The sequence below is a fragment of the Pollutimonas subterranea genome, assembly GCF_002849655.1.
In the GTDB taxonomy this organism is placed as follows: Bacteria; Pseudomonadota; Gammaproteobacteria; order Burkholderiales; family Burkholderiaceae_B; genus Pollutimonas; species Pollutimonas subterranea.
Genome location: NZ_PDNW01000005.1, coordinates 223,158 through 236,446, shown reverse-complemented (window position 1 = coordinate 236,446; position 13,289 = coordinate 223,158). Strand labels below are relative to the sequence as shown.

Below are 13,289 nucleotides of genomic sequence, written 5' to 3'. Positions count from 1 at the left end.
GCCGCAACGTTACTTCCCATAACGATGTATCGACAGGTCGTCGCTGGGTATGGCGGTAGCCTTGCCGGACATGATATCGGCCAGTAGCTGTCCGCTGCCGCAGGCCATGGTCCACCCCAGCGTGCCGTGCCCCGTATTCAGGAACAAGTTTGCATAGCGTGTGCCACCCACGATAGGCGTGCTGTCTGGTGTCTTGGGCCGTAGTCCGGTCCAGAACGACACGTCGCCATGCGCCCGGGCGCCGGGGAAAAGATCGTCCACCACCATTTCAAGTGTTTTCTGGCGGGCCGGATTCAAGCTAAGGTCAAAGCCTGCTATCTCGGCCATGCCGCCAACCCTTATGCGGTTGTCGAATCGGGTGATGGCTGTCTTGTAGGTTTCGTCCAGCAAGGTCGATAGCGGAGCGCGACTCTCATCGGCGATTGGCACGGTAATTGAATACCCCTTCATGGGGTAAACAGGCAGCTGTTCGATATTCTTAAGGAACGGGCTGGAGTACGACCCTAGTGCGACGACATAGGCATCGGCGTTGACCAGCCGGTTGTCGCACTGTATGCCGGATACCTGGCCTGCACCAATGTGCAGTTGCTGCACGTTGGCGCCGTAGTGAAACTCAACCCCTAGTTTCTTCGCCTCTTCGGTCAGCCGCGTCGTGAAGATATGGCAGTCTCCTGTTTCGTCGCCAGGCAGCCGCAAGCCGCCCATCAATTTGTCTTGGCTATGTGCCAGGCCGGGCTCTGCGGTGGCGAGTTCGCCCCGGCCCAGCAGCTGGTAGTCCATGCCGGCCTCTTTCAGTACGGCAATATCGTGTGCCACCGCATCGAGTTGCTGCTGGGTACGGAACAGCTGCAACGTACCCTGCTGGCGTCCTTCATATTGAATGCCGATGGCATCCCGCAATTCCTTCAGGCATGCCCCGCTATAGCTTGACAGCCTGACTAGCCGTTCTTTATTGACGGCATAGCGGCTGGCGGTGCAATTTCGCCACATCCGATACATCCACTGCAGCTGAAAAAGGCTGCCGTCAGGACGAATGGATAATGGCGGATGCTGGGCAAACATCCACTTCAATGCCTTCATGGGCACACCGGGCGCGGCCCACGGCGAGGAGTAGCCGTAGGAAATCTGCCCTGCATTGGCAAAGCTGGTCTCAAGCGCCGAGGCGGCTTGCCGCTCGTAGACGCGTACCGAGTGACCCTGCTTGACCAGGTAGTAAGCCGTCGTGACTCCTATTACGCCCGCGCCCAACACCACAATTTTCATTTCAAAACGCCGTTCAAGTTAATCTTTATGATGGTACGGGAGGTTGCCCAGTATTTTTTTCTAAAGAATCGCGCTTTACGATGATTTATATGGTTTGCGAAGCATGCGGGTGGTTTTTCAGCAATAATTGCTGATCGGCCCACATGGCCTGAAATATCACCGTTACAGCAGTGCGATTCGGGGGGAAATGAAGTGCGTATACAGAGAGATCCAGTTTGTACATTGGATAAACTCGATCGACATATTCTGGATTTGCTGCAGCGCGACGGCCGCATGTCGATGACTGAACTCGCCGAGCAAGTCGGGCTTACTGTTACGCCCTGTATCGAGCGTGTCAGGCGGTTGGAGCGCGACGGTGTCATCACGGGCTATTACGCGCGGGTAGCGCCCACTGCGCTGGACGCCGGCTTGCTGGTTTTTGTGGAAATATCCATGTCAAGCAAGTCGGACCGCAGCTTCGATGACTTCAGGCGGGAAATCCTTTGCATCCCACAGATCCAGGAATGCCATCTGGTATCCGGCGATTTCGACTACCTGGTGAAAGCCCGAATCAAGGAGATAAGCCAATATCGCAGTTTGCTGGGCGATATCCTGTTGCGTCTACCTGGGGTTACGCAGACCAAAAGCTGCGTGGTGATGGAGGAAGTCAAGGAAACGCTGTTTATTACGGCTCAGAAATGACCGTTTCGGTGCAAGTTGGATTGCCCGGAAGGGGACCGCGCACGAACACCATATTGTCGCGGTGCATGAGTTCGACGTCAGACATGCTGCCCAGAATATCGGCAATGCGGCTGCTGGGTTGCCGCAAGATACGGCGGGTGTCGGTGGACGAATAATTGATCAGGCCACGTCCGTATTCAACGCCATGCTGATCCACGCAAGCCACGACGTCTCCACGCTCGAACTCGCCTTCCACCGCGCTTACGCCGATGGCCAATAGGCTTTTGTGGTCCCGTGTCACCGCCTGCACCGCGCCGCTATCCAGGGTGACCCGGCCGCGCAGCCGCAAGTGGTTCGCCAGCCAGCGCTGACGTGCTGAACGCACTGGTAACAGTGCGCGCAGTTCGGTCCCGATTTGTTCGCCCCCGGAAAGCCGAAGCAGCACGTCGGATTCGCGACCGGAAGCAATAACGGTATGTCCGCCGCTATTCGCGGCACGCTTTGCCGCCAGTACTTTGGTGAGCATTCCCCCCGTGCCAATACTGCTGCCGGAACCACCGGCCATTGCTTCAAGGGCAGGATCGCCGGCCCTGCCGATAGAGATGAACCGCGCAGCGGGATCTTTGCGGGGGTCGGCACTGTACAGGCCCGCCTGATCGGTCAGGATGATGAGTGCCTCCGCCTCGATCAGGTTGGTGACCAGGGCGCCCAGTGTATCGTTGTCGCCCAATCGAATTTCGTCGGTAACCACAGTATCGTTTTCATTGACGATGGGCACGACGCCCAGCGCCAGCAAGGTATAGAGCGTGCTGCGTGCATTAAGATACCGTCGGCGATCGGCAAGGTCTTCATGCGTAAGCAGGATTTGCGCTGTTCGTATGCCATGTTGGGCGAACGCAACTTCGTAAGCTTGTATGAGGCCCATCTGCCCGACCGCGGCGGCGGCTTGGAGTTCGTGCATGGCATTGGGTCGACGGGGCCAGCCAAGCCGCGCCATGCCTTCCGCAATGGCGCCGCTTGATACCAACACCATTTGCTTGCCTTGCGCATGCAAGGCGGCAATTTGACGGGCCCAATGTGCAACGGCCTGAACGTCGATGCCTTTGCCTTCGTTGGTGACCAGTGAAGAGCCTACTTTGACGACCAGGCGTTTGGCCTGCGCAATCGCGGACTGCATGTTGGAGTTGGCTGCCATAACAAAAGACGCAATGATCAGGTGTTGTCGGGATTTACCGCGTCGCTGCGTGTCTCATCGAAGCGAGGGTCTTCGGCAATATAGCTTCCGTCGGCTTTGTCCTGTTCGAGGTGGCTCTTTTGCTTGTCGGCGTCGAGCCAGTCTTGCAGGCGCCATATCAGTTGCTGTGTGCCGTCGCCGGTGAGCGCGGAGACACTGAATACAGGCCCATTCCAGTCGAGTGCCTTGCAGATGCGCGCCTGCGCTTCTTCGGGGTTGTCGATCATGTCGAGCTTATTGAGAACCAGCCAGCGTGGCTTTTCGTAGAGATCGGTGTCGTAGAGACGGAGCTCTTCGACAATGGCGCGGGCATCATTGGCGGCCTGCTCGATGCCATCGGTATCCGGATCGGGTGACGAGACGTCCACCAGGTGCAGCAGCACGCGCGTGCGCGACAGATGGCGCAGGAACAGGTGGCCAAGGCCCGCACCTTCGGAAGCGCCCTCGATAAGGCCCGGGATATCGGCAATGACGAAGCTGCGCGATGGCGAGGTGCGCACGACGCCCAGGTTAGGATGCAACGTGGTGAACGGGTAGTCCGCGATCTTGGGACGTGCATTCGAAACTTTGCTGATCAGTGTTGATTTGCCGGCGTTGGGCATACCGAGCAGGCCGACATCGGCCAGTACCTTGAGTTCGAGCTTCAGCTTCCGCTGCTGGCCTTCCTGCCCGGGAGTGAACTGCTTGGGCGCACGGTTGGTGCTGGACTTGAAGTGCAGGTTGCCCAGGCCGCCGCTGCCGCCTGCGGCAAGGGTAACCTGTTCATTGTGATGATCCAGGTCGAAAAGCTGTTCGCCGGTTTCAGCATCAAGAATGGTCGTGCCGACCGGCATACGCAAAATGATGTCGGGTGCGGCGGCGCCGTACTGGTCGGACCCCCGGCCGTTTTCACCGTTCTTGCCGCGGTGCAGGCGGGCGTAGCGAAAGTCGATAAGGGTATTGATGTTGCGATCGGCAACGGCATACACGCTGCCCCCCCGCCCACCGTCGCCGCCATCGGGGCCGCCCCTGGGTATGAATTTTTCGCGGCGAAAGCTCGCGGCGCCATTGCCGCCTTTGCCGGCGATGACTTCGATGGTTGCTTCGTCTACGAATTTCATTTTTCAGGTGGCTCTAAAATAGCAATAAATGGGTGTGTTCAGTGAGGAACGTGCAAGCATGGCTTGCCAGGTTATTCTAAAACAAAAAGCCCCGCCTTATGGCAGGGCTTTTTCAGGTCTGCTTGCCGGAAAAACTACTCGGCTGCAATGACCGAAACGGTACGTTTGTTAAGCGCGCCCTTGATGGCGAATTTAACGGTGCCGTTGACCAGCGAGAACAAGGTATGGTCTTTGCCGATACCAACGTTCGTGCCGGGGTGGAACTGTGTGCCGCGCTGACGAATGATGATCGAACCCGCCGAGATGAGCTGGCCGCCGTAGGTTTTTACACCTAGTCGTTTCGATTCTGAGTCGCGGCCGTTACGCGTTGAGCCGCCGCCTTTTTTCTGTGCCATGTTTAGCTCCTGCTATACAAAACCGTTGAGTCTATCGTTAGGCCGTGATGGCTACGATTTGGAGTTCGGTGTAATTTTGACGATGGCCTTGACGCTTTTGGTAGTGCTTGCGACGGCGCATCTTGAAAATCTTTACCTTGTCGTGGCGGCCTTGTGCAAGAACGGTTGCTGTGACGATGGCACCAGTGACGAAAGGCGTACCAATTTGTAATTGTTCGCCTTCGCCGACCGAGAGTACCTGGTCTAGCGAGATTTCTTGCCCAATGTCTGCCGGTATCTGTTCTATCTTTAGTTTTTGACCTGCAGCAACACGATACTGTTTGCCGCCGGTTTTTATGACCGCGTACATGTGGGAGTTCCTAATTAAAAGCTTTGGCCGAATGCCAAGCGAAAGATTCTAGCGTGAAGTGTGGGGGGAAGTCAACTTGATGTTGTTGAAATTGTATGTGAAGTCAATTAGTTACCGGGATGCTGGGGCTGGATCTTGTCCATCGTTCTCTTTGTAATTCTGCCGGCGCAGGGGGCTGGTGTGGACCGGACTTCACATTGCTGCGGTCCCGTTCCGGGACTTCCCGCGCGGTCAAGTTCCGTGCGGCCCACACCAGCCCCCTTCGCCTCAGATTCGGGTTTGTTGGACGAACCAGAGCCTGCACGTCGATTCCTTCGAACAGCGATTCTCCCCGGCCGAGCAGGAGCGGCGCGATAGCGATGTGCAGTTCATCAATGAGGCCGTCACTGAACAAGGTCCGCTGGAAGGTGCGCGTTGGGACCAGCCACTGGTGATATCTCTATCGGTTCACTATTGCTAGTTTAGTATTCTCAGCTGAAATGCTGTGAGAGATGTTGGTTAATTCGATTCGATTTCGCCCCGCCGCTTTTGCCCTGTAGAGAGCGGAATCGGCTTGTCGAAAAGCATCCTCTTGACCATGCGCGCCAGAGAAATATGATGAAATCCCAATGCTGACCGTGCAGTGCAGCAGATGACCAGAACCAGCAACTTTGGTCGCTTGGCTTTCAACACTAGCACGCAGACGCTCTGCCAAGCGCATGACACCCTCGCCGTCAGTTTCAAAGCAGATGGCTACGAACTCTTCCCCGCCAATACGAGCTGTCAAGTCGCCATGCCGCACTGCGGAGCGAAGTAAGTCTGCAACATGGCATATAACCTCATCCCCCTCTTGGTGGCCGTAGGTATCGTTGATTACCTTAAAATGGTCGATATCCATCAGCAACAAGTAAGCAGGCGCGGTATTCCGAGCATTAAAATACAGTTGTAGCGCTTCCAAAAGCCCTCTGCGATTAAGCAGGTCCGTCATGGGATCATGCGCGGCCATATTGCGCAGATTATCTGTCAATCGTCGCAGTACTAACCAGACAATAGAGGGCGGCACAATGGTAGCCAGGGTCGACATGTAGATGTAGAAGGTCATTTGAAAGCGACTATCCATGTGCAGGGCATCCAAGCCATCATCTACGATTTTCATGAACTTTAGTGCGTTAAGAACACAAATCCCCCCGATCAGAAGCGCAAAAAAAATCATCTCTCCATGCAGGTCTTTTGCAAAAGTGCGCACACCATAGATTACGGTTATTGTCATTGCAAAGAAAAGCATGGTTGCCACCGCCGCAAGCATTGCGTAACGTGCGGCGGGTCCAGCGTTCCACTGCACCAATAATTGAGCAAGGCCATAGGTCACGGCAAATAAGATCAGCGAACGCCATAATCGAACCTGACGCCCAAAAAAACGCATGGCGCCGAGCCAGTAGACGATTGGAGCGGCCAGCGTGAGTATGTGGTTGGCCACGCTCATCACGCTCCAGGTGGGACCTCCTTCAACCAGTTGCAGGATATAGGCCGACGCCAGCAGGAGGTTGCCTACGGCAAAAAAATCCATTCCCATTTTGTTGCCGGGCAGGCGTCGACTAATGAGTAAAAACATGCCTGAAAAGCACAATAGGTGTGCACACAGCATGGCGACGAGAGTGGTTGCAACCATAATATGGACATTGAGAGATGAGGCAGAATTCCTGCGCTGCGATACATCACTGGGGGAGCTCGAGCGGGGCCAATTGTAATGTCTCACTTGGGCGAGATCGAACTCAACCTCGAAGCGGCGCACGAATCGTACGATCTTCAGGTCATCGAGCCACTGTGCGCACTGGAGCAGGTTCGCGGCCGCCTCGGGACGGATCATTTATCCGGGAAGTCCCGGCAAAGCACGGGACCGCAGACGCGTTGAGCCAGTCCGGCACCAGCCATCGGCGCCGTTTGTGTGCAAAGTAGGGCAGCTGCCGGGGTACAGCAATAAGGCGACCGCAGCCGCCATGCTCTATGACCGGTAATCCGCGTTGATGCTCACATACTCATGCGAGAAATCGCAGGTGTAGACCGTGTCCGATACATCCCCGCGCCCCAGTTCGATGCGCACCACGATCTCGGCCTCCTTCATGACCCGCTGGCCGTCCGCCTCTTGGTAGTCCGGGTGGCGTTCGCCCTTGCTGGCTACCAACACGTCACCCAGCCAGAGCTTGATGCCGCTTACGTCCAGGTCCGTGATGCCGGCATAGCCGATGGCGCACAAAATACGTCCGAGGTTCGGGTCCGACGCAAAGAAGGCAGTCTTCACCAAGGGCGACTGTGCCACCGCATAAGCCACCTTCAGCGCTTCCTCAGTGGTCTTTGCCTGCTCTACCTGTATGGTCATGAACTTGGTTGCACCTTCGGCGTCGCGCACGATCTTCTGCGCCAGTTCGGTGGCGGCATCCGCCAGCGCGGCGTATAGCTGCGCATAGAGAGGGTCTGATTTTGAATCGATCTGGACGCCGCTTTTGCCGGTGGCCATGACAATAAATGAATCGTTGGTGGAGGTGTCGCCGTCGACGGTGATGCGGTTGAAAGAGCGGTTGGCGATGTCGGGCGCCATCTCTTTCAGCAACGCCGGTGCAATACCTGCATCGGTTGCCAGGTAACCCAGCATGGTCGCCATGTTGGGGCGTATCATGCCGGCGCCTTTGCTGATGCCGGTAATGGTTATGGTCTTGTTACCCAGTGCGACACGCTGCGATACGATCTTGGGTTGCGTGTCGGTGGTCATGATGCTGTGGGCGGCAGCGAACCAGTTGTTGTCGTCCAGGCTGTCGACAGCCGCAGGCAGTCCGGCCACCAGGCGATCCAGTGGCAAGGGTTCCAGAATGACACCGGTGGAGAACGGCAAGACCTGTGCGGGCGTGATATTAAGCAGGCTGGCCAGGGCTTTGCAGGTTTCCCTGGATGCGTGCAATCCGCTGTCGCCCGTACCCGCGTTGGCATTGCCGGTGTTGATGACCAGCGCGCGGACTCCCTGGTCGGTGGCCAGGTGTGCCTCACAGACTTGTACCGGCGCGGCGCGAAAGCGATTCTGGGTGAAGACGCCGGCCACGCTGCTGCCCTCGGACAGGCGGAATACGGTCAGGTCGCGCCGATTGGCTTTGCGTATGCCGGCTTCGGCAGTGCCTATTTCGATGCCTGCAACGGTAAAGATGTTCGATTCCGGCGGGATATACAAATTGACGGCCATGACGGTGACTCAACAATGAAAAAGAAAAAAGGACCGGCTGCGCGCGGCCGCGACTGGTAATTCTATCAGGAGCGGCCCGACAGTTTGGCCTGGGTCATGGCCTTGAGTTCTCCCAGCGCTTCGAAGAGGGCGCCGCGGCTCTTTTCAGACAGGCCACCGAACATGGCCTGTATCCATTCTTCATGCAGCTTGGCCATTTTCTTGAACGTGCGCTTGCCTTTGACCGTAAGGCGGATCAGGGAGCTGCGCCGATCGGATGCGACCTTGACACGTTCTACGAGCCCTTCTTTTTCAAGCTGGTCGGTGATGCCGGTGATGTTACCGTTGGTGACCATCATGTGTTGGGAGAGTTCGCTCATTTTCATGCCGCTGGGGACGCGCAGCAATTGCGCCATCAGGTCAAAGCGTGGAAGCGTGGTTTCGAACTCAGAGCGCAGGCGACTGCGGATTTCGCCTTCGATCAGGTTGCAACAGGTGAGTAGCCGCAGCCATAGGCGAAGATCCTGGTGGTCTTCAGGTACAACCCGGCTTTCAAGGTCGGGCGTGCGTTGCAGTGTTGCTATGTCAGGCATATCGTTCATGTTGTGGGTCCCGTATTAACGACCAGGATAGTTTAGTCTTCAATTAAGTGGGGGTGTTAAATTGCCGTGTGGTGGTCAACACCAGTGTAGTAAGCGGCCCTGTCGGGCGTCTTTGATGTTATGCAGGGAACATGAAGAAAAATAGCAATTGGAGATAGATTTATGTTTCAAGCGTTTTTCGGCGGAAGTTATGCCGAATCCAGGACCCGTTTCATTAACACGGCAAGCCAGCGGCAATGCGCATTGCAGTCGTATGTGAATCCCACGGGAGTCGGTGCGGACGGCGAAATTCTATCGACCGATGCAGCGTATTTCGGCGCTGACGATGCGCGTGCTTTATTAGTATTGACCTCTGCCATGCATGGCGAGGAAGGGTATTGCGGCTCCGGCTGCCAGGTGGCCTTGCTGAACGACCAGCCGCTGCTGGATCTGGCGGAAGCCAACGGGATAGGCATCTTGCTTATCCACGCGGTCAATCCCTATGGTTTTTCATGGGGGCATCGTACCAATGAAGACAATGTCGACTTGAATCGCAATTTTTGCGATTTCAGCAAACCGCTGCCGGACAATCGTCATTATCGGACGCTGCATCCTTTGCTGGTTCCAGAAGCGTGGCCGCCGGAGCCCGCCAACGCCGCCGCCATCCAGTCCTTTATCAAAGAGGAAGGAGAGCAAGCCTACCGTGAAGGCATGATGCTTGGCCAGTTCAGTCATCCTGACGGGCTTTTCTACGGCGGCCAGGCGCCTGCCTGGAGTAACACTACGCTACGCGATATTCTGCGGCATTTTGGACAAAATCGCGATCGCATGGCCTGGATCGACTATCACACCGGATTAGGCCCTTATGGGCATGCCGAAAAAATCTTTGTGCAAAAGACAGCAGAAGACTATCGCCGCGCGCGTGCCTGGTGGGGCAGCGACGTGGTGTCGGTGGTCGATTCCGAATCGAGCACGGTGGACATAGGCGGGACGGGCATGCGCGCCATGCTGGAAGAGTGCCGGCAGGTACCAGAGCTCACTTTCCTGGCGCTGGAGTTCGGTACCCTGCCCATGGACGAGGTGTTCCTTGCCCTGCGCAGCGATCGCTGGCAAGCCGGTCGCAGCGGCGTCAGTGACGCGCAGCGCAATGCAATAAAGGCGGCCCATAAGGCAGCGTTTTATCCGGATAACGACGACTGGCGTGGGGCTGTCATAGGACAATCGCGTACCGGGTTACTGCAGGCCTTGTACGGCCTGTCCGGTCGGTAAGTTTAAGCTGCCAAGGGAAATCACCATGTACCGATGCTGCCCAAACTCCTTGCCAATGGTTTTTCCCGCCTATATAGTTTAAGCTTAAAGCATTGGAGCCGCGCATGAAAGTCGTTTGCATTGGTGGAGGGCCTGCCGGCCTGTATTTTGGTTTGCTCATGAAGCTGACTGACGCCGGCCATGACGTGACGGTTGTCGAGCGCAACCGGCCTTACGATACGTTCGGATGGGGCGTGGTATTTTCGGATGCTACGCTCGAGAATCTCAAAGAGGCTGATCCGGTGTCCGCCATCCAGATCAGCGACGCATTCAATCATTGGGACGATATCGCCATTCATTACAAGGGCCGCAGCTTGCGCAGCAGCGGCCACGGGTTCATTGGGATAGGGCGCAAGAAACTGCTCAATATCCTTCAGGCTCGTTGCGAAGAAATCGGCGTGAAACTCGTATTCGAAACCGATGTCGCCGATGACCAGGCGATTGCGGAAAAATACGGCGCCGACCTTATCATCGCTTCCGACGGCCTCAATAGCCGCATCCGCACGCGCTATGCTGCCACCTACAAGCCCGATATCGATACGCGTCAATGTCGTTTTGTGTGGCTCGGTACGCGGCAAACATTCGATGCGTTCACGTTTGCTTTCGTGCAGACGGAACATGGCTGGTTCCAGGCTCATGCCTATCAATACGAGCCGGGAATGTCGACCTTCATTGTCGAGACGCTCGACGAAACATGGAAAGCGGCTGGACTGGAGACGATGAGCCAGGAAGAGGGCATTGCTTATTGCGAAAGGCTCTTCGCGCCATGGCTGGGCGGGAACGCCCTGATCTCCAATGCGGGTCACTTGCGGGGCTCGGCCATCTGGATTCGTTTCCCCAGAGTCATCTGTGATGCATGGGTGCACCACCAGCCATTGCCCGGTGGACGTACGGTTCCCGTCGTGTTGATGGGTGACGCCGCGCATACCGCGCATTTTTCGATCGGCTCGGGCACCAAGCTTGCCCTGGAGGACGCCATCGAACTGAACCGTTCGATTCTCGCCTGCAATAATGACCTGGCGGCTGCTTTGGCCCATTATCAGGATGTGCGCAGTGTCGAAGTATTGAAGATCCAGAATGCCGCGCGCAACTCCACCGAGTGGTTCGAAAACGTGGCCCGGTATGCCGGCTTTGAGCCGGAACAATTCGCCTATTCCTTATTGACGCGGTCGCAGCGTATTTCTCATGAGAACCTGCGTTTGCGCGATGCGTCGTGGCTGGAAGGCTATGAGCGCTGGATGGCCGACATGGCCGGCACGCCAGCCGGTAATGCCGGGTCTCGCCCGCCGATGCTCACCCCTTATACGGTGCGCGGCATACGCTTGAAGAATCGCATCGTGGTTTCGCCCATGGCGATGTATTCCAGTGTGGATGGTGTTCCGGGCGATTTCCATCTTGTGCATCTGGGCGCGCGGGCCATGGGCGGGGCGGCACTGGTCATGGTCGAGATGACCTGCGTTTCGCCCGAAGCGCGAATTACCCCCGGCTGCCCAGGGCTGTGGAACGATCAGCAGGCTGCGGCATTCAAGCGCATTGTGGATTTTGTCCACGGCAACAGTGATGCCAGGATCGGCATCCAGCTCGGGCATGCGGGACGCAAGGGATCGACGCGGGTCAGCTGGGAAGGCACGGATATGCCATTGCCCGAGGGCAACTGGCCTCTGCTGTCCGCATCCGCACTGCCCTATATCGATGGCGTGTCGCAGACTCCGCAGGCCATGACGCGGGACCAGATGGAATCGGTGCGGGATGGCTTCGTAGCCGCCGCCGTGCGCGCCGCCGAGGCTGGCTTTGATTGGCTGGAACTGCATTGCGCCCACGGTTATCTTCTGTCGAGCTTTATTTCGCCGCTGACCAATCAGCGGGATGATGAGTATGGCGGATCACTGGACAATCGCCTGCGTTACCCCCTGGAAGTCTTTGCTGCGGTCCGGGCCGTGTGGCCTGAACATCTGCCCATGTCGGTACGTATTTCGGCGCATGACTGGGTAGACGGAGGTATAACGGCGGACGACGCGGTTGAAATCGCCCGTCGCTTCAAAGCTGCAGGCACAGACATGGTGGACTGTTCTTCGGGCCAGGTAAGCAAGGCAGAGCAGCCTGTTTACGGACGCATGTATCAGACGCCTTTTTCCGATCGTGTGCGAAATGAGGCGCAAATACCCACGATTGCGGTCGGTGCGATTTTCGAAGCCGACCACGTGAATAGCATTATCGCTTCGGGAAGGGCGGACCTGTGCGCGCTGGCGCGTCCGCACCTTGCCGACGCATCGTGGACGCTGCGCGAGTCCGCAAGGATAGGCGCCAGCGACGTGGCCTGGCCCAGGCAGTACTTTCCGGCCAAGCGGCAACTGGAAACCAATTTTGAACGGGCGGCCGCGTATGCGCAGCCGGTAGGAAAATGAACGACTCCACGCTTTTGACTGGACGGCATGCGCTGGTGACGGGCGGCTCCCGCGGAATAGGCTTTGCCATTGCGCAACGGCTGCTGGGCATGGGAGCCAGGGTGACGCTTGTCGGTCGCGGAGCTGAGGCGTTGAAAGCGGCGGCCCAGCCGCTTGCCGTTTTGGGCGAGGTTTCGTACGCCAGCGGGGATATCTCCGTGCGCGCCGACGTGGATGGCATCTTTCGGAAGGCCAGGGAATCATTCGGTCCGGTTGATATCCTGGTGAACAATGCCGGCCAGGCGGTGAGCGAACGTTTCGACAAGGTTGACGAAGCCGCCTGGCAACAGATGATCGCGGTCAATCTCACCGGCACATTCCATTGTATGCAGGCAGGCCTGCCGGACATGCTTGAACGCCAGTGGGGGCGCATCGTGAATGTAGCCAGTACCGCAGGCCTGGTGGGCTACGCCTATGTCAGCGCCTACTGTGCCGCCAAGCACGGTGTCATAGGCTTGACGCGCGCCTTGGCGCTGGAAACGGCCAGGAAGGGGGTGACGGTCAATGCGGTATGTCCCGGGTATACCGAAACCGATATCGTCCACGAGGCCGTTGCCAATATTTCCCGCAAGACCGGGATGACCGCGGAGCAGGCGAAGGGCAAGCTCGCCGAACGCAATCCGCAGGGCCGACTGATCCAGCCGGACGAAGTGGCACAGGCAGTGGCCTGGCTGTGTACGCCAGGGGCGTCGTCCGTCAATGGCCAATCGATTCCGGTGGACGGCGGCGAAGTAATGACTGGCTAGGACGGACCAAATTCAGGAGAAG

Annotated in this window: 12 protein-coding genes and 1 pseudogene; 4 read left to right on the top strand and 9 right to left on the bottom strand. The window is 57.3% G+C overall.

Translation table 11 applies throughout. The features are described from left to right. Nucleotides 1–9: 9 nt before the first annotated feature. Complete coding sequence (locus CR159_RS08385) at nucleotides 10–1,263, bottom strand: D-amino acid dehydrogenase (RefSeq protein WP_102073549.1); 1,254 nt, start codon at nucleotides 1,261–1,263, stop codon at nucleotides 10–12. Between the two features lie 192 nt (nucleotides 1,264–1,455). On the opposite strand from CR159_RS08385, the gene CR159_RS08380 reads away from it, so the two are divergent. Continuing rightward, the gene (locus CR159_RS08380; protein WP_102073548.1) at nucleotides 1,456–1,944 is read left to right on the top strand and encodes an Lrp/AsnC ligand binding domain-containing protein; all 489 of its coding nucleotides are present in this window, start codon (nucleotides 1,456–1,458) and stop codon (nucleotides 1,942–1,944) included. Here the strand turns inward: CR159_RS08380 and proB are convergent. The 8 genes and pseudogenes from proB to CR159_RS08340 form a co-directional block, all read right to left on the bottom strand. Further along, nucleotides 1,928–3,118, bottom strand: coding sequence for a glutamate 5-kinase (proB, locus tag CR159_RS08375; RefSeq protein WP_102073547.1), 1,191 nt, complete (start codon nucleotides 3,116–3,118; stop codon nucleotides 1,928–1,930). The two genes, CR159_RS08380 and proB, sit on opposite strands and share 17 nt — an antisense overlap. Before the next feature lie 17 nt (nucleotides 3,119–3,135). Continuing rightward, nucleotides 3,136–4,257, bottom strand: coding sequence for a GTPase ObgE (obgE, locus tag CR159_RS08370; RefSeq protein ID WP_102073546.1), 1,122 nt, complete (start codon nucleotides 4,255–4,257; stop codon nucleotides 3,136–3,138). Nucleotides 4,258–4,391: 134 nt separating this feature from the next. Beyond that, nucleotides 4,392–4,652, bottom strand: coding sequence for a 50S ribosomal protein L27 (rpmA, locus tag CR159_RS08365; RefSeq protein WP_102073545.1), 261 nt, complete (start codon nucleotides 4,650–4,652; stop codon nucleotides 4,392–4,394). A 37-nt stretch (nucleotides 4,653–4,689) separates the two neighbouring features. Then, nucleotides 4,690–5,001 carry a 50S ribosomal protein L21 gene (gene rplU, locus CR159_RS08360; protein ID WP_102068846.1) on the bottom strand — a complete coding sequence of 104 codons (312 nt, stop codon included), beginning with the start codon at nucleotides 4,999–5,001 and terminating at the stop codon, nucleotides 4,690–4,692. A 244-nt stretch (nucleotides 5,002–5,245) separates the two neighbouring features. Next, a pseudogene (locus CR159_RS22320) lies at nucleotides 5,246–5,401 on the bottom strand (dihydrofolate reductase family protein); the annotation flags it as partial. A gap of 39 nt (nucleotides 5,402–5,440) precedes the next feature. Continuing rightward, entirely contained in the window at nucleotides 5,441–6,847 is a 1,407-nt protein-coding gene (locus CR159_RS08350) for a GGDEF domain-containing protein (RefSeq protein ID WP_369406248.1), read from the bottom strand. A gap of 135 nt (nucleotides 6,848–6,982) precedes the next feature. Next, nucleotides 6,983–8,209 carry a bifunctional glutamate N-acetyltransferase/amino-acid acetyltransferase ArgJ gene (gene argJ, locus CR159_RS08345; RefSeq protein ID WP_102073544.1) on the bottom strand — a complete coding sequence of 409 codons (1,227 nt, stop codon included), beginning with the start codon at nucleotides 8,207–8,209 and terminating at the stop codon, nucleotides 6,983–6,985. Nucleotides 8,210–8,274: 65 nt separating this feature from the next. Further along, nucleotides 8,275–8,790 carry a MarR family winged helix-turn-helix transcriptional regulator gene (locus CR159_RS08340; protein ID WP_439650503.1) on the bottom strand — a complete coding sequence of 172 codons (516 nt, stop codon included), beginning with the start codon at nucleotides 8,788–8,790 and terminating at the stop codon, nucleotides 8,275–8,277. A gap of 162 nt (nucleotides 8,791–8,952) precedes the next feature. Between CR159_RS08340 and CR159_RS08335 the strand changes: the two genes are divergently transcribed. The 3 genes from CR159_RS08335 to CR159_RS08325 all read left to right on the top strand — a co-directional run bounded on the left by CR159_RS08335 (nucleotide 8,953) and on the right by CR159_RS08325 (nucleotide 13,267). Then, nucleotides 8,953–10,038 (top strand): M14 family metallopeptidase, encoded by a 1,086-nt coding sequence (locus tag CR159_RS08335; RefSeq protein ID WP_102073543.1) that lies wholly within the window; start codon nucleotides 8,953–8,955, stop codon nucleotides 10,036–10,038. Between the two features lie 104 nt (nucleotides 10,039–10,142). Next, on the top strand, nucleotides 10,143–12,482 hold the full coding sequence (locus tag CR159_RS08330) for a bifunctional salicylyl-CoA 5-hydroxylase/oxidoreductase (RefSeq protein ID WP_102073542.1): 2,340 nt from the start codon (nucleotides 10,143–10,145) through the stop codon (nucleotides 12,480–12,482). Next, nucleotides 12,479–13,267, top strand: a complete 789-nt coding sequence (locus CR159_RS08325) for an SDR family NAD(P)-dependent oxidoreductase (RefSeq protein WP_102073541.1) — start codon at nucleotides 12,479–12,481, stop codon at nucleotides 13,265–13,267. The genes CR159_RS08330 and CR159_RS08325 overlap by 4 nt, the downstream gene beginning before the upstream one ends. Nucleotides 13,268–13,289 lie beyond the last annotated feature (22 nt).